The sequence below is a fragment of the Micrococcus luteus genome (assembly GCF_014138885.1).
In the GTDB taxonomy this organism is placed as follows: domain Bacteria; phylum Actinomycetota; class Actinomycetes; order Actinomycetales; family Micrococcaceae; genus Micrococcus; species Micrococcus luteus.
Map to the genome: position 1 here is coordinate 1,450,779 of NZ_JACJIK010000001.1, position 18,686 is coordinate 1,469,464.

General features: G+C 74.1%; 18 protein-coding genes and 1 tRNA gene. 8 read left to right on the forward strand and 11 right to left on the reverse strand.

The genetic code is table 11. The features are described from left to right. The first annotated feature begins 2 nt into the window (after window positions 1-2). The gene (locus HDA34_RS06655) at window positions 3-1,094 is read left to right on the forward strand and encodes a hypothetical protein (protein ID WP_134377498.1); all 1,092 of its coding nucleotides are present in this window, start codon (window positions 3-5) and stop codon (window positions 1,092-1,094) included. Between the two features lie 33 nt (window positions 1,095-1,127). Continuing rightward, a complete protein-coding gene (locus HDA34_RS06660) occupies window positions 1,128-1,676 on the forward strand; it encodes an NYN domain-containing protein (RefSeq protein WP_063189174.1) in 549 nt (182 codons plus the stop codon). A 22-nt stretch (window positions 1,677-1,698) separates the two neighbouring features. Here HDA34_RS06660 and HDA34_RS06665 read toward each other — a convergent pair whose 3' ends face one another. Beyond that, complete coding sequence (locus HDA34_RS06665; RefSeq protein WP_036316534.1) at window positions 1,699-2,547, reverse strand: HAD family hydrolase; 849 nt, start codon at window positions 2,545-2,547, stop codon at window positions 1,699-1,701. Between the two features lie 73 nt (window positions 2,548-2,620). On the opposite strand from HDA34_RS06665, the gene HDA34_RS06670 reads away from it, so the two are divergent. After that, window positions 2,621-3,697: a malate dehydrogenase gene (locus HDA34_RS06670; protein WP_049146380.1), complete on the forward strand. Its 1,077-nt coding sequence runs from the start codon at window positions 2,621-2,623 to the stop codon at window positions 3,695-3,697. 103 nt (window positions 3,698-3,800) lie between these two features. Here HDA34_RS06670 and HDA34_RS06675 read toward each other — a convergent pair whose 3' ends face one another. Next, window positions 3,801-4,721 (reverse strand): carbohydrate kinase family protein, encoded by a 921-nt coding sequence (locus tag HDA34_RS06675; protein ID WP_010079702.1) that lies wholly within the window; start codon window positions 4,719-4,721, stop codon window positions 3,801-3,803. 126 nt (window positions 4,722-4,847) lie between these two features. On the opposite strand from HDA34_RS06675, the gene HDA34_RS06680 reads away from it, so the two are divergent. After that, window positions 4,848-6,185 (forward strand): uracil-xanthine permease family protein, encoded by a 1,338-nt coding sequence (locus HDA34_RS06680; protein WP_134377497.1) that lies wholly within the window; start codon window positions 4,848-4,850, stop codon window positions 6,183-6,185. A gap of 141 nt (window positions 6,186-6,326) precedes the next feature. On the opposite strand, the gene HDA34_RS06685 is transcribed toward HDA34_RS06680, so the two are convergent. From HDA34_RS06685 to HDA34_RS06705, 5 genes are all read right to left on the reverse strand, one after another. Beyond that, complete coding sequence (locus HDA34_RS06685) at window positions 6,327-7,718, reverse strand: aspartate aminotransferase family protein (RefSeq protein WP_061867205.1); 1,392 nt, start codon at window positions 7,716-7,718, stop codon at window positions 6,327-6,329. Between the two features lie 52 nt (window positions 7,719-7,770). Further along, window positions 7,771-8,676, reverse strand: coding sequence for a hypothetical protein (locus HDA34_RS06690; protein WP_061867204.1), 906 nt, complete (start codon window positions 8,674-8,676; stop codon window positions 7,771-7,773). 86 nt (window positions 8,677-8,762) lie between these two features. After that, entirely contained in the window at window positions 8,763-9,488 is a 726-nt protein-coding gene (locus HDA34_RS06695; protein WP_061867203.1) for a dienelactone hydrolase family protein, read from the reverse strand. A gap of 72 nt (window positions 9,489-9,560) precedes the next feature. Next, window positions 9,561-10,112 carry a YceI family protein gene (locus tag HDA34_RS06700; protein ID WP_044659846.1) on the reverse strand — a complete coding sequence of 184 codons (552 nt, stop codon included), beginning with the start codon at window positions 10,110-10,112 and terminating at the stop codon, window positions 9,561-9,563. 296 nt (window positions 10,113-10,408) lie between these two features. Next, a complete protein-coding gene (locus HDA34_RS06705) occupies window positions 10,409-11,689 on the reverse strand; it encodes a Glu/Leu/Phe/Val family dehydrogenase (RefSeq protein WP_044659845.1) in 1,281 nt (426 codons plus the stop codon). Window positions 11,690-12,033: 344 nt separating this feature from the next. Here HDA34_RS06705 and HDA34_RS06710 point away from each other — a divergent pair, with 344 nt between their 5' ends. Further along, window positions 12,034-12,999, forward strand: a complete 966-nt coding sequence (locus HDA34_RS06710) for an HpcH/HpaI aldolase/citrate lyase family protein (protein ID WP_044659844.1) — start codon at window positions 12,034-12,036, stop codon at window positions 12,997-12,999. A 110-nt stretch (window positions 13,000-13,109) separates the two neighbouring features. Here HDA34_RS06710 and tctA read toward each other — a convergent pair whose 3' ends face one another. The 3 genes from tctA to HDA34_RS06725 are packed head-to-tail and all read right to left on the reverse strand — an operon-like array spanning window position 13,110 to window position 16,181. After that, a complete protein-coding gene (tctA, locus tag HDA34_RS06715) occupies window positions 13,110-14,615 on the reverse strand; it encodes a tripartite tricarboxylate transporter permease TctA (protein ID WP_134377496.1) in 1,506 nt (501 codons plus the stop codon). 1 nt (window position 14,616) lies between these two features. Further along, the gene (locus HDA34_RS06720; protein ID WP_036384166.1) at window positions 14,617-15,177 is read right to left on the reverse strand and encodes a tripartite tricarboxylate transporter TctB family protein; all 561 of its coding nucleotides are present in this window, start codon (window positions 15,175-15,177) and stop codon (window positions 14,617-14,619) included. Then, window positions 15,174-16,181: a tripartite tricarboxylate transporter substrate binding protein gene (locus HDA34_RS06725; protein ID WP_115165583.1), complete on the reverse strand. Its 1,008-nt coding sequence runs from the start codon at window positions 16,179-16,181 to the stop codon at window positions 15,174-15,176. Before HDA34_RS06725 ends, HDA34_RS06720 begins: the two co-directional genes overlap by 4 nt. Before the next feature lie 176 nt (window positions 16,182-16,357). On the opposite strand from HDA34_RS06725, the gene HDA34_RS06730 reads away from it, so the two are divergent. Next, window positions 16,358-16,708 carry a universal stress protein gene (locus HDA34_RS06730; RefSeq protein ID WP_134377495.1) on the forward strand — a complete coding sequence of 117 codons (351 nt, stop codon included), beginning with the start codon at window positions 16,358-16,360 and terminating at the stop codon, window positions 16,706-16,708. Window positions 16,709-16,883: 175 nt separating this feature from the next. On the opposite strand, the gene HDA34_RS06735 is transcribed toward HDA34_RS06730, so the two are convergent. Further along, window positions 16,884-16,967: transfer RNA gene (locus HDA34_RS06735), tRNA-Leu, on the reverse strand. Between the two features lie 250 nt (window positions 16,968-17,217). Here HDA34_RS06735 and HDA34_RS06740 point away from each other — a divergent pair. Beyond that, on the forward strand, window positions 17,218-18,129 hold the full coding sequence (locus HDA34_RS06740; protein WP_134377494.1) for an FHA domain-containing protein: 912 nt from the start codon (window positions 17,218-17,220) through the stop codon (window positions 18,127-18,129). Further along, window positions 18,126-18,686 carry an FHA domain-containing protein FhaB/FipA gene (locus HDA34_RS06745; protein WP_002858202.1) on the forward strand — a complete coding sequence of 187 codons (561 nt, stop codon included), beginning with the start codon at window positions 18,126-18,128 and terminating at the stop codon, window positions 18,684-18,686. Before HDA34_RS06740 ends, HDA34_RS06745 begins: the two co-directional genes overlap by 4 nt.

Below are 18,686 nucleotides of genomic sequence, written 5' to 3' on the forward strand. Positions count from 1 at the left end.
CCGTGTCCGCCCGCTCGTCCCACGTCCCCGCCGCCACCCACACCGCACGCAGCCGCCTGGTCTGGGTGGACGTCGCGCGCGGCCTGGCCCTGGTCTCGATGATGGTCGCCCACACGGCGCCCACCGGCGGCCCGGGCGGGGTGCTCCACCTCTCCGAGTACCTCACCGCGCCCCTGTTCGCGGCGCTCGTGGGCGTGGGCGCGCGCCTCGAGGCGGAGTGGCTGGGCCGTGGCCGGGCCGTGCCTCGCGCGCTCGTGCGGGCGGCCGCCCTGTGCGGGGCGGTGTGGCTGGCCGGGCACTTCGGGGCAGCCGTCGTGAACGTGCTGGCACACCTGGCCGTGCTCACAGTGATCATGGCGCTGCTGGCCGCCCTCCCCCTCGCCGCGCACCTCGTGCTCGCCGTCCTGGCCGGCGGAGGCGGCCTCCTGCTCGCCGCCACACCGACGGCCGACGTCGTCGACCGGCTCGTCCCCCTCGCTCAGGCCCTCGGGCTGAGCCGCGCGACGCTGACCCCGTGGGTCTCCGCGTTCCTCACGGACGGCCCGTACCGTCTCCCCCTGTTCCTCGCGTGGGCGCTGCTGGGGGCGGTGCTGGTCGCCACCGTCCACGGCACGACGACGGCGGCCCCGGCCCGGCGCGCACGGCTCACGGGGCTCGCCTGGGCGGCCGGGGGGATCGCGCTGGCCGGCGTCGTGCTCGCCCTGTCCCGGACGCAGACCGGCGCCGCCCCCGTGCCCTACACGGCGACCCCGGCGGAGGCCCTGCTGGACACGGGCCTCGTGCTGATCGTGCTCGGCGCGTGCGCGGCCCTGGCGCCGCGGCGGGCCGGGCTGCTGGCCGTGCCCGGCGCGATGACGCTGTCCGTGTACGTGGCGCACCTGTGGTACCTCGGCTGGGTGCGGCGGCTCGGACCCGGGCCGTGGCGCAGCGCCACCGGCGCGGACGACACGTGGTTCACCCTGGCCGTGCTGGTGGCCGGCGCGCTGCTGCTGCCGCTGCTGTGGCGGGCCGTCGTGCGTATCGGCCCGTTCCGCGCGGGGCCGCTGGAGGGCGTCGTCCGCCTGCTGACGGCCCCGTTCGACCGCGCGCGCTGACCGACGTCCACCCCAGCGGGTAGCCTCGAGAGCGTGAGCGAGCGAACCACCTACCTGCTGATCGACGGCGAGAACATCGACGCCACCCTCGGCACGTCCATCCTGCAGCGGCGCCCCCAGCCCGACGAGCGGCCACGCTGGAAGCGCCTGCTCGGCTACCTCGAGGACCGCTGGGACCAGCCGGTCAAGGGCCTGTTCTTCCTCGCCATCGACGGTGAGATCCCCATCCCGTTCGTCCAGGCGCTCACCGCCCTCGGCTTCCAGCCGATCATGCTGCGGGGCGAGGGCAAGGTCGTGGACATCGGCATCCAGCGCACCGCGGAGGCGCTGCTGGGCCGGGAGGACGACGTCATCCTCGTCAGCCACGACGCCGACTTCGCCCCCCAGCTCACCGACCTCGCGGCCACGCCGGGCCGACGCACCGGGATCATGGGCTTCGAGGAGTTCCTCTCCCACGAGCTGCGCCGCATCCCCGGGGTCGAGTTCTTCGACCTGGAGCACGCGGTGGGCGCGTTCGACTCGTCCCTGCCGCGCCTGCGCGTGATCGACGTCGAGGCGTTCGACCCGAACGAGTTCCTCTGACCCGCCGGGGGCGGCCCGCGGCTCAGTCCGTGGGCAGCTCCAGCAGGCGTTCGACGGTGGCGGCCACCCCGTCGTCGTCGCACGCCCCGACCACGCCGTCCGCCGCGGCCAGCAGCGACGGATGGCCCGAGGCCACGGCCAGGCCGAGACCAGCCCACTGGAGCATCTCCAGGTCGTTGGGCATGTCCCCGAACGCGACGACGTCGACCGGCGCGACCCCCCGGCTCGCGGCGAACTCGGCGAGGGTCGCGGCCTTGTGCACGCCCGGGGCGGACATCTCCACGAGCGCGATGCCGGGCGCGGAGTGCGTGGCACTCACGAGCTCGTCCAGCTCGGCGCGGGCCGCGGCGAGGAAGGCGTCCGGGGCCAGGGTGTCCGAGCGGGCCAGCAGCTTCACCACGCCCAGCCGACCCGGCAGCGCGGCCTCGAGCGTGGCCGCCGCGTGGACCTCGGCCCGGAACTCGGCGCGCTCGGAGAACGCGTGCTCCCAGAAGAAGCCCTCGAGGGTCTCGGCGCCGAAGGACACGGTGCGGTCCAGGGCGCGCAGCCGGTCCGTGGCTGTCCACACGGCCTCGACGGGCATGGGGTGGGCGATCAGGACGTCGTCCGTGGCGGTGTCCACGAGGACGGCGCCGTTGGAGCAGATCACCGGGCCGACGGGGCCGAGCTGCGCGCTCAGCGGGCCGAGCCAGCGGAGGGGACGGCCGGTCACGAACACCACCTCGACGCCGGCGTCGTGGGCGTCCCGCAGCGCCGCGATGGTGCGCGGGCTCAGGCGCCCCGACCGCGTGTGCCGGTACCCGATGATGGTGCCGTCCAGGTCCGTCGCGATCATCCGCGGACGGCGCGAGGGCAGGGGCAGGGCGGGCATGCGCTCAGTCTAGGCCGGGGCCGTGCGGCGGGCCGGGGTGTCCTCCGCGGGCGAGCGGGGGCACGATGGGGGCGTGGACACCGCACAGCAGACCACCGCACAGGACACCGCCCCGGACCCCGCGTCGACGACGCCCCGCACGGTCACCGTCACCGGCGCCGCCGGCAACATCGGCTACGCGCTGCTCTTCCGCATCGCCGCCGGCGGGATGCTCGGCCCGGACACCCCGGTCCGGCTGCGCCTGCTCGAGATCCCGGCCGCCCTGGGCGCCGCGGAGGGCACCGCCATGGAGCTCGCCGACGCGGCCTTCCCGCTGCTGGCCGACGTGGAGGTCACGGACGACCCGGCCCGCGCCTTCGACGGGGTCCAGCACGCGCTGCTCGTCGGCGCGCGGCCGCGCACGAAGGGCATGGAGCGCGGCGACCTGCTCGAGGCGAACGGCGGGATCTTCGGGCCTCAGGGCCGGGCGATCAACGACCACGCGGCGCAGGACGTGCGGGTCGTCGTCGTCGGGAACCCGGCCAACACCAACGCGCTGATCGCCGCCGCCCACGCCCCGGACGTGCCGGCCGCGCGCTTCACGGCGCTGACCCGGCTGGACCACAACCGGGCCGTGGCGCAGTTGGCCGCGCGGGCCGGCGTCGCGGTGACGGACGTGTCCGGCGTGACGATCTGGGGCAACCACTCCGCCACCCAGTTCCCGGACCTCACCCACGCCCGCGTGCGGGTGGACGGGACGTGGCGGCCGGCGCTCGAGGTGGTGGACCCGGTGTGGGCGAGCGAGGAGTTCGTGCCGCGCGTGGCGAGGCGGGGCGCGGAGATCATCGAGGTGCGCGGGGCGAGCTCGGCGGCGTCGGCGGCGTCCGCGGCGATCGATCACATGCGCGACTGGACCCTCGGCACCGGTGTGGACGCGGACGGTGCGCCGCGCCGGACGTCGGCCGCGGTGGTCTCGGACGGCTCCTACGGGGTGCCGGAGGGGCTGATCAGCTCGTTCCCCGTGACCTCCGACGGCGGCACCGCGTGGCGGATCGTGCCGGGGCTGGAGCCGGACGAGTCCGTGCTGCCGGGTGAGGGCGGGCGGCTGGCCGCGACCGTCGCCGAGCTGGAGGCCGAGCGCGACGCCGTGCGAGGGCTGGGCCTGCTCTGAGGCGGCCGGGATCGTCTGCGTCTCTGACCCTTCTGGGGGCGTCCCCGCCCGCCGGAAGGGTCGGATGCGCAACAGATTCGTGCGGGGACGGGCGGGCGTGGGATCAGTCCGCCAGCTCGGCCCGCGTGGGCGGGTCCGCCCCCGGGCGGGAAGCCGTGATCGCCGACGCGCGGGAGGCGTAGATCAGCACCGACTCGACGTCGGCCGGGTCCATCGCGTGCAGGCGGCCGCGGTTCGCGGCGCCGAGCAGGGAGCGGTCGTCGAGGGCGGCGAGCAGGGCGGCGGTGAACGAGTCACCGGCGCCCACGGTGTCCGCGACGTCCACGGGCACGATCGGGCGCTCCACCACGCCGTGCGCGGTGACGGCCACGATGTCCTCGGCGCCGCGGGTCATCACCACGAACGCCGGGCCCATCTGCTGCCACGCCTGCAGCGACTCGCGCAGCGGGCGGTCCGGGTACAGCCACGCGATGTCCTCGTCCGAGGCGTGCACCACGTCCGCCAGCCGCACGGACTCCTCCGCGCGGGCGCGGGCGAACGCCCGGTCCGGCACGATCGTGGGCCGCACGTTGGGGTCGTAGCTGATGGTCGTGACCGCCGAGATCCGCTCGAGCAGGGCCATCACCTCGGCGTCGCCGGGGGCGAGCATGGTGGCGATGGAGCCGGCATGCATGTGGTGCAGCGGGCCGCCGGCGGCGTCGTCGAAGTCCCGGGCGAGCGCGGCGGCGGGCGGCAGCGTCCAGTCCAGCTCGAACTCGTAGCTGGCGGCGCCCGTGGGGTCCAGGCGGGCGGTGGCCACGGAGGTGGCGGCGGCATCCGGCTCGAGCAGGCAGCGCACGCCGTTCTCCCGCAGATGCGAGGCGATCATGTCCCCGTGCGCATCGCGGCCGAGGCGGCCGGCGAACAGGACGGGCCGCTCCAGCCGGCTCAGGCCCACGGCCACGTTCAGGGGGCTGCCCCCGACGTGCACGCGGGGGGTCGCGGTGTCCGAGACCACGACGTCGACGAGCGCCTCTCCGATCACACCACAGTACTGAGCCACGCGCCCCACGGTACCCTAATCACCGGCGCGGAACCGGGGCTGTGCTCAGGCTTCCAGGCCCCCGAGAAACGCCCGACACCCCCATCCCCGACCCCTCGGCAGGCGGCCATGTCCCCCACCCCCACCCGGCCCTCGCGCGGCCCCGGCTGGCGCCTCCACGGCGACGGCCGCACCATCACCCCGGGCACCGTCGTCGCCCCGGACGAGCGGCTGAGCTGGCCCCGGACCGTGGGCATCGGCGTGCAGCACGTGATGGCCATGTTCGGCGCCACCGTGCTCGTGCCCGCCCTGACCGGCATGCCCGCGACGACGGCGCTGCTCTTCTCCGGCCTGGGCACCCTGCTCTTCCTGGTCATCACGGGCAACCGCCTGCCCTCGTACCTGGGCAGCTCGTTCGCGTTCATCGCACCCCTGACGGCCGCCGCCGCGATCGGCGGCACGGGGGCCGCGCTCGGCGGCATCCTGGTGACGGGCCTGCTGCTCACGGTGATCGGCGCGATCGTGCACCGCGCCGGCACCGGGTGGATCCACGCGCTCATGCCGCCGGCGGTGATGGGCACGATCGTGGCCCTGATCGGCCTCAACCTCGCCGGCGCCACGACGACGGCCATGCAGGAGGTGCCGGTCACCACGTTCGGCACGGCCCTGGCGGTGGTGCTCACGGCCGTGACGTTCCGGGGGCTCCTGGGCCGCCTGTCCATCCTCGTGGGCATCGTGGTGGGCTACGTGCTGGCCCTCGCGCAGGGCCAGGTGGACTTCGCCGCCGTCGGGGAGGCCGCCTGGATCGGGCTGCCGCCCTTCCACGGCCCGGAGCTGCGCTGGGACCTGCTGCCCCTGTTCCTGCCCGTCGTGCTCGTGCTGGTCGCGGAGAACATCGGCCATGTCAGGACCGTCGGGCTGATGACCAAGCGCGACCTGGACCCGCTCACCGGCCGTGCCCTGATCGCGGACGGCCTGTCCACCATGCTCTCCGGCGCGGGCGGCGGCGTCGGCACCACCACGTATGCGGAGAACATCGGCGTGATGGCCAGCTCGCGCGTCTACTCGACGGCGGCGTACTGGGTGGCCGGCCTGACCGCGATCGCCCTCGCGTTCCTGCCGAAGTTCGGGGCCGCCGTCGCCACCATCCCGGCCGGGGTGGCCGGCGGCGCGGGCATCATCCTCTACGGGATGATCGGCATGATGGGCGTGCGCATCTGGGTGCAGAACCGCGTGGACTTCTCCAACACCGTGAACCTCATGACGGCGGGTGCGGGCCTGATCATCGCGATCGCCGACCCCCAGCTCGTGGTCGGCGGGCTCGTGTTCGGCGGCATCACGCTCGGCACGGTCGCCGCCCTGGTGGTGTACCACCTCATGACGACGATCGCCCGCGCCCGCGGCACCGAGCCGGTGCCCGAGGACGAGGAGCAGTTCGAGGCCTCGGAGGCCGGCCGGCTCGGCTGACCCCGATCCCGCGCCACGCGCACTTTCGGTCGTGAGGTAGGGCCGATCCCACGACCGAAAGCGCTCAGAACCCCCCTTTCACGTTCGAAAACGCGGGGGGTCGGCTGCGCGGGGCCGGGCGGGGCTGGGGGGCGGGTCCCGTCAGCCGGCCGCGACCTCCTCGTCGGCGAGGGCGAGGACCTGGTCGAGCACGTCGAGGCCGAAGCGCAGGTCCTCGTCCGAGATGTTCAGCGGCGGGCACAGGTGGAACCGGTTCTCGGCCATGAACAGCAACAGCCCGCGGTCCTTGGCCTCGGCCATCATCCGCCCCATCACGGGCGCGACCTGACCGAGCGGGGCCAGCCGCTCCCGGGTCTGCCGGTCCTTCACCAGCTCGACGGCCCAGAACGCGCCGGCGCCGCGCACGTCGCCCACGCTCGGGTGGGCCGCGGCGATCTCGGCCAGGCGCGGCCCGATGACCTCCTCGCCGATGCGCTTCGCGTGGGCGACCATGCCCTCCTCCTCCATCGCGGTGATCGCGGCGACGGCGGCCGCGCACGCGAGGGGGTGGCCCGAGTAGGTCAGGCCGCCGGGGTAGGGCGTGGTCGCGAAGCTCTCGTAGACGTCGTCGCTCATGGCGACGCCGCCCAGCGGCACGTACCCGGAGTTGACCCCCTTGGCGAACGTGACGATGTCCGGGGTGACGCCCGTGAGCTGGTGGCCGAACCACTCGCCCACGCGGCCGAAGCCGACCATGACCTCGTCGATGATCAGCAGGATCCCGTGCTCGCGGCACAGCTCCTTGACGCCGGCCATGTAGCCGGGCGGCGGCAGGAAGATGCCCGCGGTGCCGGGGACGGCCTCGAGGATCACGGCGGCCACGGTGGAGGGGCCCTCGAGTTCGATCACGTCGCGCAGGTGGGCCAGCGCGCGCTCGGCCTCCTGCTCGTCGCTCTCCGAGCCGAACGCGGAGCGGTACGTGTACGCGGGCTGGAAGTGCACGACGCCGTCGGACGCCGAGTCCGAGCCCACGCGCCGCAGGGAGCCGGTCAGGTTCGCCGTCAGGCGCGTGGCGCCGTGGTACGAGAGGTACGCGGAGAGCACCTTGTGCCGGCCCGTGTGCAGGCGTGCCATCCGCACCGCGTGCTCGTTGGCCTCTGCGCCCGCGTTCGTGAAGAACACGTGGTTGATGGACTCCGGCAGCCGCTCCGTGATCAGCCGGGCCGCCTCGGACCGGGCGTCGTTGACGTGCTGCGGGGCCACGGTGGCCAGCGTCTCGGCCTGCTCGCGGATCGCGGCCACGATCTTCGGATGGCGGTGGCCGACGTTCGTGAAGACGAGCTGCCCGCTGAAGTCGACCATGGGCCGACCCTCGCCGTCCCACACCCACGACCCCTCGGCATCGAGGATGGTCATGGGATTCAGGTCGCGCTGCGCGCTCCACGAGTGGAACACGTGCGCGCGGTCGAGCTCGTGGGCGCGGCGGCCCCGCTCGATGGCCTCGTCGCTGATCCGGGGGTCCCGGCGGCCGACGTGCTGCTGATGCTCGGACATGCGCCCTCCTTGAGTGTGATGCGGGTCATTCCGAGCATAGGCGCGCCCGCCCTCAGCGCGAGCTGGCGCCCCGCCGCCCGCGCGCCACCCCCACGAACGCCTGCACGAGCTCCGAGTCGGCCGCCTTGAGCCAGGCCAGGGCGACGTCCCAGCCGGGGTGGCGGGCGTCGTCGTCGCCGTGGCCCGCGGGATCCGCCCCGTCGACGACGGCGGCGCCCGCCTCCGCCTCGGCCCGCGCCTGCTCGTCCGCGAGCGCGGACCGCGTGGCGGCGGCCTCGCGGTCGGCGCGGGACAGGCCCACGGTGTCGTCGAGGGTGGAGGCCAGCGGCAGCACGATCACGTCCTTGCGGCCGAACATGCGGGCCACGGACATCGGCAGCACGACGTGGCCGGCGCCGGACGCGGCGATCTCCAGGGCCATCCGCTCGCCCGCGCCGGGCAGCTCGGCGGCGTCCATCGGCTCCGGGCTGGGGGCCGGGGCGAAGCGGGCGGGATCCAGCTCCTCGTCCGGGTCGAGCTCGGCGGGCGGCACCGGGCCGTCCGCGTCCACGTCCCACGCGGCGAGCAGGTGGTCCCTGCCCACGCACACCACCGGCAGCTCGGAGTAGACGCCCACGAGGTGCACGTGCCGCGGGTCGACGCCGCCGGCGCGCAGGAACTCCTCGACGGGCACGTCGCGTCGGCGCCGCACGTAGCCCAGCTGCGGCAGGAAGTGGCGGGGCTGACCGGCGGCGTCGTGGGCGAGGTGGGCCAGCTGGGCCGCGTCGTCGTGGTTGACGAGCTGCACCGTGCGCTGGCGCGTGGTGAACCGCTCCACCCACGTGGACGGCGTGGCCCCGGGGATGGTGGCCAGGAAGAGGGTCTCGGGCGGGACGGGCAGGTCGGCCGGTGGCGCGGGCGCGGGACGACGCCGGCCCTCGCCCCCGGCGCGGCCCGCAGGCTTCACGCCCTTGGCCACGCCGCGCCCGCCGCCGGAGCGGGTGGACCGGGCGGGGCCGCCCCTGCTCGCGCGGGACTTCCCGCCCCGGCCGCCACGGGAGCCGCTCAGCGGACCTTCTCCTTCAGGAAGGAGACGGCGCGGTCCCAGGCGAGGGCCGCGGCCTCGGGCCGGTAGTTGCCCTGGGGGTTCTCGTCGTTGTGGAAGGCGTGCGGGGCGTCGTAGTAGAAGTACTCGACGTCGGCCCCGGACTCCTCACGGATCTGCTGCTCCTGCTCCCGCGCGTCCTCGACGGGGAAGGAGTCGTCCTGCTCGGCGTAGTGGCCCTGGACGGCGGCGGTGACGCCGGAGAAGTCGCCGGGCACGCCCTGGCCCACGCCGTAGAAGGGCACGGCGGCGGAGACCTTGTCGCCCTGCTGGGCCGCGAGGGCGAGCACGAAGCCGCCGCCCATGCAGAAGCCGATCGCGCCCACGGTCTGCGAGGTCACCTCGTCCCGGGCGAGCAGCCAGTCGACGGCGCCGGCCAGCTGGCGGGCCCCCTCCTCGGCGGGCAGGTTCTGCATCATCTCGCCGGCCTCGTCGCCGTCGTGGGCGATCCAGCCTCCGTAGAGGTCGGGGGCGAGCGCGACGAAGCCGAGGTCGGCGAGGCGGTCGCACACATCCTTGATGTGGTCCACCAGGCCCCACCACTCCTGGATCACGATCACGCCGGGGCCCTTCCCGGAGGCGGGCAGCGCGAGGTAGCCGTGGCCCGTCCGGTCGCCGTCCTGGCCGGCGTCCTTGGTGGGCAGGTCGAACGTGACGTTCTGGTGCGGGGTCTTCGAAGCCATCATGGGCCCCACCCTATGAGGAGACCGGGCCCCTCATCGAGGGACCCGGTCTCGACGCGCGAGGTCGACTCAGGCTCAGGCCTGGGCGTCGGCCTCGGACAGCACGAAGGCGGCGCCGATCTCGAGCTTCACCTTGTCCGAGACCAGGACGCCGCCGGCCTCGGTGGCGGCGTTCCAGGTCAGACCGAAGTCCTTGCGGGAGATCTCGCCGGTGGCCTCGAAGCCCACGCGGGTCGCGCCGAAGGGATCCTTGTCCTGGCCGCCGAACTCGGCCTCAAGCTCCACGGTCCGGGTGACGCCGTGCAGCGTCAGCTCCCCGACCAGGGTGAACTCCTCGGGCTCGCCGCGGACCTCGGTGGAGCGGAAGGTCATGGTGGGGAACTGCTCCACGTCGAAGAAATCGGCGGAGCGCAGGTGGCCGTCGCGGCCCTCGTTCTTGGTGCTGATGGAGGCGACGTCGACGGTCACGTCCACGGAGGACTGGGCGAACTGCTCGGCGATGACGAGCTGGCCCTCCACGGCGTGGAAGGTGCCGCGCACCTTGGAGATGCCCGCGTGGCGGACGACGAAGTCGACGTCCGAGTGGGCGGCGTCGAGATTCCAGGTTCCGGTGGTGATGGCGTTCATGGGGTGCTCCTTCTGAAGCGGGTCTGTCTGGTGTGTCCGGGGTGGGCCGCCGCGGCGGCGATGGCTCCTGGGCCTCCGAACTTGTTTCAAATTCAAACATCATCCGGGCAGGCCGTCCACGCTTGATCGTCAAAATTCGAAATAGAGACGGAGGTCACGGTCCGGGGGCACATCAGGCCGCGTCCGCCCACGACGACGGCCCGGAACCTCCGGGGTTCCGGGCCGTCGGCCCGCGGTCGGGCAGCGGGGCCGCGCTCGGGCGGCCGGACGGGGTCAGGCGGCGGGGCCGCCCCCCGTCACGGGTAGAGGCCGCGGGTGCGGTGGGCCTCGGCCACGCGCTGGACAGCGGTCAGGGTGGCGGCCTCGCGCAGGCTCACGCGGCGGCTCTCGGAGGTGGCCAGCACCGCCTTCCATGCGGCGACCATGCGCCGCTTCAGGCGCTCGTCCACCTCCTCGCGGCTCCACCAGTAGGCCTGGTTCGCCTGGACCCACTCGAAGTAGGAGACGATCACGCCGCCGGCGTTGGCCAGGATGTCCGGGACGACCAGGACGCCCTTCTCCTCGAGGATGCGGTCGGCCTCGCCCGTGGTGGGGCCGTTGGCGCCCTCCACGACCAGCCGGGCGCGCACGCGCGGGGCGTTCTCCTCGGTCAGCACGGACTGCACGGCGGCCGGGACCACGAGGTCCACGTCCATCTCGAGCAGCTCGTCCGCGTCCATGGGCGCGGTGCCGGGGGTGTCCTTCACGGAGCCGGTGTCCCAGAGCTGCCTCTGCAGGGCGTCGTAGTGCAGGCCCTCGTCGTCGCGCACGGCGCCGTACTGGTCCGACACGGCCACGACCTTCACTCCGGCCGCCTCGAGCAGCTCGACCGTGCCGGCGCCGACCTTGCCGAAGCCCTGGACCGCGGCCGTCGCCCGCGACGGCTCGATGCCGAGGTGCTCGAGCGCGGCGAGCGCCACGTAGACCACGCCCGCCGAGGTGGCGGAGGCGCGGCCCAGCGAGCCGCCGAGCGAGACGGGCTTGCCGGTGACCACGCCGAGCGTGGTGTGGCCGACGTTCACCGAGTAGGTGTCCATCATCCAGGCCATGGTCTGCTCGTCCGTGCCCACGTCCGGGGCGGGGATGTCCACCTCGGGGCCGATGATCGGCTGGATCTCGGAGGTGTAGCGACGGGTGACGCGCTCGAGCTCGGCCTTCGAGTACTGGCGCGGGTCGATGGTCACCCCGCCCTTGGCGCCGCCGTAGGGCACGTCCAGCAGGGCGCACTTCCAGGTCATCCACATGGCCAGTGCGCGGACCTCGTCCAGGTCCACGTCCAGGCTGAAGCGCACGCCGCCCTTGGCCGGGCCGCGGGAGAAGTTGTGCTGCACGCGGTAGCCGCGGAGCACCTCGGTGGAGCCGTCGTCGCGGCGCAGGGGGATGGAGACGGCCATCTCGCGGCGGGGGGCGGCGAGCATCTGGTGCAGGCCCTCGTCGTAGCCGAGCGTCTTCACGGCGGCGGAGAGCTGGGCCAGGGCGTTGTCGAGCGGGGAGGACGGGGCCGTCACGGCCTCGTCCTCGGCGGGGATCCTCGTCATTGAGCGTCCTCGTGGTCCGGTGGGCAGGGATGTGTCGCGGCCCGACCGACGCGCGGAGGGCCGCGCCCCATTGCGCGGCCGACGTCGTCCGGACCCCGATGAACGCTACGCGCTCCCCCCGCACCCGTCACCCCTTCTGAGCCGAGATCCACGCCCACCCGGGTGACGTCGGACACGGTGGCGTGTACTGTGCTGTGGACGCGCCGCACACCCGCGGCGCCCTTCGGCGTCGAACCAACGCCGCTCGCTCAGGGCCCACCTGGTCCGTCCCCCGGCCGTCCGCCGCGCGAGGCACCCCGCCCGCGACCTCGGCCCGACGCCCCAGCCCCGTGAAGGAGCCCCTCATGACCGTGACCCTGCCCGCCGCGATCACCCCCTCCCCCGCGTTCCAGCCCGTGCCCGGCCAGCGCATCGATCCGGAGCTCGCCCGCTCCTGGCTGCTGGTCAACGCCGCCCAGCCCGAACGGTTCCAGCCCGCCGAGGACTCGGCCGCGGACATCGTCATCCTCGACATCGAGGACGCCGTGGCCCCCAAGGACAAGGACCAGGCCCGCGCGGACGCCGTCGCCTGGCTGACCTCCGGGCACACCGGCTGGGTGCGGCTCAACGGCTACGGCTCGCGGTGGTGGGAGCAGGACGTCGAGGCGCTCGCCGCGGCCCTGCCCGCGCACCTGGGCGGGCCGGTCGCCGAGGGCGGCCTGGCCGGCGTCGTGCTGGCGATGGTGGAGTCCACGGACCACGTGAACGAGACCGCCCGACGGCTGCCCGGCGTGCCCGTCGTGGCGCTCGTGGAGACGGCGCGCGGGCTGCAGCGGATCGACTCGATCGCCGCCGCGAAGGGCACGTTCCGGCTGGCCTTCGGGATCGGCGACTTCCGCCGCGACACCGGCCTGGGCGAGTCGCCGATGGCGCTGGCGTACACGCGGTCCCAGTTCACGATCGCGGCGCGGGCCACGGGGCTGCCGGGCGCGATCGACGGGCCGACCGTGGGCTCCACCGGCGTGAAGCTCGCCGAGGCGACGGCGGTGACCGCGGAGTTCGGCATGACCGGCAAGCTGTGCCTCGCGCCGGAGCAGTGCGCGGCCGTGAACGAGGGGCTCAGCCCGTCCCAGGAGGAGCTGGCGTGGGCCCACGAGTTCCTCGCGGACTTCGAGGCCGACGGCGGCGAGATCCGCAACGGCTCCGACCTGCCCCGCAAGGCGCGCGCGGAGAAGATCCTCGGGCTGGCCACCGCGTTCGGGGTGCACTCCACGCGGTACCCGGACCAGGACAACGCGATCACGGCGCCGTCGGACACGTACCACTACTGAGCGGGCCGCCGCCCACCAGAAACGCGGGTTGAGTTGTCACGGGTGCGGAGGCCGCACACCGGTGACAACTCAACCCGCGTTGTCTCGGGGGGCGCGGATCCCGCCTCCGCTCACACGTCCTGACGCGTCCGGCGCACGACGGCGGCCCGCACCGAGAACGCCAGCACGATCGCCAGGATCCCGTAGATCACCCACGTGATGGGGGTGGAGACGAGCACGGCCGGGTCGCCCACCGAGCTGAGCAGGGCGTCGCGCAGGCTGGTCTCCGCCAGCGGGCCGAGCACCATGCCGATCATCAGCGGCGCCAGCGGGTAGCCGTACCGCCTCATCAGGAAGCCCAGCACGCCGATCCCCAGCAGCATCAGCAGGTCGAACACCGCGCCCGTGGTGGCGTAGATGCCCAGCCCGCAGAACAGCGTGATCCCCGCGTAGAGGTAGTGCTTCGGGATGAGCAGGAGCTTGGCCCACAGCTGCGCGAACGGCAGGTTGATCGCCAGCAGCACGATCATCGCGATGAAGAAGCTCGCCAGCAGCGCCCACACGAGGTCCGGGCTGCGGTCGAACAGCAGGGGGCCGGGCTGCAGCCCGTACTGGCGGAACGCCGCCAGCATGATGGCCGCCGTCGCGGAGACGGGCAGGCCGAGCGTGAGCAGCGCGCCCATCGCCATGCCGGTGGTCGAGTTGCCCGCGGCCTCCGGGGCCGCCAGCCCGCGGATCGCGCCGCGGCCGAACTGCGGATGCGCCCGGCGCCGGTCCAGGCGCCGCTCGGCCGAGTACGCCAGGAACGTCGGCACCTCGGAGCCGCCCACCGGCACGATGCCGAACGGCAGGCCGATCGCCGTGCCGCGCAGCCACGCCGGGGCGGCCTCGCGGAACTCGGCGCCCGACAGCCACGGCCGGCCAGTGCGACGGATGCGCAGGTCCTCGCGCTCGCGGCGCACCCGGGAGGCCACGTGGAACACCTCGCCGAGCGCGAGGATCGCCACCGTGACGGTCACGAGCGGAATGCCGTCGAACAGCTGCGGGGAGCCCATCGTGAAGCGCTCGGTGCCGGTCACCGCGTCGATCCCGACGACGGCGATGCCCAGTCCCAGCACCAGGGAGGCCAGGCCGCGCAGCACCGAGTCGGCGACCACCGAGGAGGTGGCCACGAACGCGAAGAGCGCGAGCGCGAAGTACTCCGCGGGCCCGAAGCGCGTGGAGAACTCCGCCAGGACGGGGGCGAGGAACACGACGCACACCGAGGCCACCATGCCGCCGATGAAGGCGCCGAGCGCCGCCGTCGCCAGGGCCTGGGCCGCCCGGCCGTCCTGGGCCATGCGGTGGCCCTCGAACGTGGAGGCGATGGCCGAGGCCTGGCCGGGGGTGTTCATCAGGATGGCCATGGTGGAGTCGCCGAAGAGGCCGCCGAAGTACACGCCGGAGAACATGATGAACGCGGCGGTGGGCTCGAGGGCGAAGGTCATGGGCAGCAGCAGGGCCACGGCCATCGAGGAGCCGAGACCGGGCATCACGCCGACCGCGGTGCCGAGCAGGCAGCCCAGCACCACCCAGAGCAGGTTCATGGGGGTGAGGGCTCCGGCGAAGCCCTCCATGAGGAGTCCGAGGGTCTCCATGTCAGAAGCCACCTCCCAGGATGCCCGAGGGCAGGGTCAGGCCCAGGGCCACCGCGAAGCCGAGGTAGGCCAGCGAGGAGACGAACAGGGCGACGAGGATGTCGAACACGGGATGCGGGGCGCCGAACGCCCGCGTGACGCACCAGAACAGCAGCGCCCCGGCGAGGATCCACCCCAGCCAGGGCAGCAGGACGGCGAACGCGAGGAAGCCGAGGAAGCACCAGGCCAGCGCGCCGAAGTCCGAGTGGAACAGGGTCAGCGGACCGGCCGCCTGGCCGATCTCGCCGTCCGCGTCGGCCTGACCCTCGGGGGACTGGCGCACGCGCACGACCTCCACCGCGAGCGCGGCGGCGATCACGAGGCCCGCGACCGCGAGGATCAGCGGAAAGAAGTCCGGGCCGGGGAAGTCGGCGCCCTCGGTGTCCATGGCCAGGGATCCCAGCAGCAGGTAGAGGCTGAACGCGGCCAGCACGGCCGGCATGACGAGCGCGGAGAGCCCGGCGGCGCGTCCCCAGCGGGAGGGGGCGTCGGCGGCGGGGGGGACGGTGGATGCGTGGCTCACTTGATCTCCTCCGTCAGCGTGCCGATGCGCTCCTTCTCGGCGGCGATGAACTCCTCGAGTTCGGCGCCGGAGAGGGGCACGGGGTTCCAGTAGTTGCGCTGCACCGCTTCCTTCCACTCGGGGGTGTCGACCGCCTCGGCGATGAGGGCCTCGAGCTCGGTGCGCTCCTCCGCGGAGACGCCCGGGGGCACGAACAGGGCGCGCCAGTTGGTGAGCGTGACGTCGTAGCCCTGGGAGCGCAGGGTCGGGATCTCCTCGACGCCGGCCAGCGGCTCGGCCGCCACCACGCCGAGGGCGCGCAGTCGGCCGGCCTCGACCTGCGGGTAGATGTCCGCGAAGCCGCCGGCGGAGGCCTGGGCGGTGCCGTTGAGCAGGGCCTGGATGGCCTCACCGCCGCCGTCGGACGGGATGTAGGTGGTGTCCGCGACCGGCACGTCGGCCGTGCGGGCGATGTCCGCCATGACGAGCTGGTCGAAGGAGCCGCCGCCGGTCCACGCCACGTGGGCGGGATCGGCGCGCCAGGCGGTCACCAGGTCGTCCATGCTCTGGTACGGCGAGTCCGCCGGGACCACCACGAGGCTGTACTCCTCGACGACGCGGCTGACCGCGGTGACCTGGGAGAGCTCGGGGCCGGTGCCACGGGCCGCGTGGGCGGCGATCTGGCCGGTGCCGCCCACCATGAGGTTGTTCGCGTCCTCGAGCGTGGTCAGCTGACCGAGGGCGATGTTGCCGCCGGCGCCGGGGATGTTGACCACCTGGACGTTGTTCACGAGCCCGTTGACGCGCATGGTCTGCTGCAGCTCGCGCTGGAACGAGTCCCAGCCGCCGCCGGCGGCCGCGGGGGCGATGAGGGTCAGGTTGGTGCGGATGTCGTTCCCTCCCGAAGCCGAGCGGATGGAGAAGGCGGAGGCCGCGAGCACGGTGAGCACCGCGATCACACTGAAGACGATCCGGCCGATCCCCGTGCGCCGGCGCGGGGGGCCGTCGGGGGAGGTGGAGGGCATAACGGTTCCTAACAGAGACACCCCGCCGCCAGGGAGTGGCGCCGGGGACAGGTGCGAGTGGTGGAGGTCACGGTAACAGCGCGGCGGGGCCGCGTGCGCTCCGCGTCCGCAGAGTGACCGACGACAACCGGCCCGGGTGGTGACGGGGACCGCGCCCATGACGCACAGTGGTCCCCATGACGATCATCAGCACTGGAACCAGCAGCACCGAGAGCGCCGCGGCCTGGCGGGCCGCCCTGGCCGAGGCGGCCCTGCGCGGAGAGGACGTGGTCTGGTTCTCCCTCGACGGGACCGAGCCGGACGAGGCGGAGGCGCGCGAGGCCGGCGTCGCCGTGTCCGTGGCGCACGCCCAGGAGCGCGGCCGGGACGCCGTCGGCGACCTGCTCGAGCACGCCGAGCGCGTGGGCGCGAGCCGGATCGTCGTGGGCGTGAAGCACCGCTCCCCCGTGGGCAAGCTGCTGCTGGGATCGGCCGCGCAGCAGATCATCCTCGAGGCGCGCGTCCCGGTGGTGTGCGTCAAGCCGTGAGGGCCGGCGTCGGGCGCGCGGCCCCGCACCCGGCCCACCCCGCGGCGTTTGGGGGCGGTTTCGGGCGGTATTCGGCGTGGATACCGCCCGAAACCGCCCCCAACCGGTGAGTGGGGACCAGCCCGGGAACGCCGAAGGCCCCGGAACCGTGTGGTTCCGGGGCCTTCGTCCTCGGTGCGCGAGGGGGGACTTGAACCCCCACGTCCTTGCGAACACTGGCACCTGAAGCCAGCGCGTCTACCAATTCCGCCACTCGCGCGAGCGGCTTCCTGTTCTCGGCTCCGGACATCCGGCGACCGTCACAGGCAGCGAGGAATACTCTAACCCCCGCCCGCCCGGGCGCGCAAATCGGCCCCGACGCCCGCCCCCGCGTCCCCGCCACCCCCGCGGCTCGCCCCCTCCGGCACCTCTCCCACCCGCGCTCCACCCCGCAGAATGCCGCTGTTCTCGGCGGTCTCCCAGCCCGGCCCGTAGTATCGGGACGGACAACTGTGGAAAGGAGCCCCGTCGTGGGACTTCTGGACAACCTCGAACGCGGCCTCGAGCGGGTCGTGCGCTCGGCCTTCTCGGCCGGCGGTCCGCGGGCGGTCAAGCCGGTGGAGATCGCCTCGGCCCTGCGGCAGGCGATGGACGACGAGTCTCTCGCCCTGTCGGAGGGCCACACGGTCGCGCCCAACAGCTACGTGGTCCACTTCTCCCCCGCCGACTTCGAGCGCGCCCGCTCGTGGGGGTCCACCCTCGCCAGCGAGCTGTGCGATGAGGTCATCCGCCACGCCGACTCCCAGGGCTATGCACTGCCCGGCACGGTCCGGGTCGCCTTCCACCCGGACGCGGACGTGCGCGCCGGGGACCTGCGCGTGGTCACCCGCCTGGACGACGGCTCGCTCACCGCCCCGGCCCCCCACGACGACGGCGCCTCGCCCGCCACCGCCCACGGCCCGGGAGCCTCCGCCGCGACGCCGGACCGACTGGTCGAGGACCTGCCGGCGGCCGCGCCCCGCGAGCCCTCCCCCGCCCCGCGCGTCGGGCCCCGTCCGGCGCCCCGCCGGGCCGCCGCCCCGACCGCGCCCGCCGCCCCCGCCGACCAGCCGACCGTCGTGATGGGCCGCCCCGTGACCGAGCCCGCCGGCCCGGCCCTCGAGCTGGACGGCCGCATGCTCCCCCTGGACGGGGACGACCTCATCCTCGGCCGCTCGGCCGAGCGTGCCGACCTCGTGATCCCGGACTCCTCGGTGTCCCGCGAGCACCTGCGCCTGCTCACCGTCGGCTCCACGGTCACGCTCCTGGACCTGGGCAGCCGCAACGGCGTGCTCGTCAACGGCCGCCGCGTGGACGGCTCCGTCACCCTGCGCGACGGGGACGTGGTGACCGTCGGCCAGACCGAGCTGCTGTTCTTCGGCGGGACGGGGGGCCGCGCATGAGCGAGCTCGCCGTCGCCGTGCTCCGCATGGGCCTGCTGCTGGCCCTGTGGGTGCTGATCATCTCCATCGTCATGGCGCAGGGCCGCGACCTCGTGGTCGGCCGGCGCAACAAGACGCGCCTCCAGCAGGCCCAGCGCGACGCCGGCCTGGTCACCGCGGCGCCCGCGGCCGGGGTCGCCGGGGCGGGCTCGTCCGCGGTCGACCGACCCGCGCCCGCGTCGACGCCGGCCCCCGCCGCGTCCGCGCCGACGACGCCGGCCCCGCGGCTGTCCCGGACCCTGCGGGTGGTCGAGGGCCCGAAGGCCGGGCAGACCATCGCCCTGGAGGGCCGTCCCCTGCTGATGGGCCGCGCCCAGGACGCCGACCTGGTGCTCGTGGACGACTACGCCTCCGGCCGCCACGCCCGGCTGTTCCCGCAGGGCACCCGCTGGTTCCTCGAGGACCTCGGCTCCACGAACGGCACCTACGTGAACGGCGCCCCCGTCACCCGCGCGCTGCCCGTGGGCCCCGGCACGGCCATCCGCATCGGCAAGACCGTCATGGAGCTCGAGGCCTGA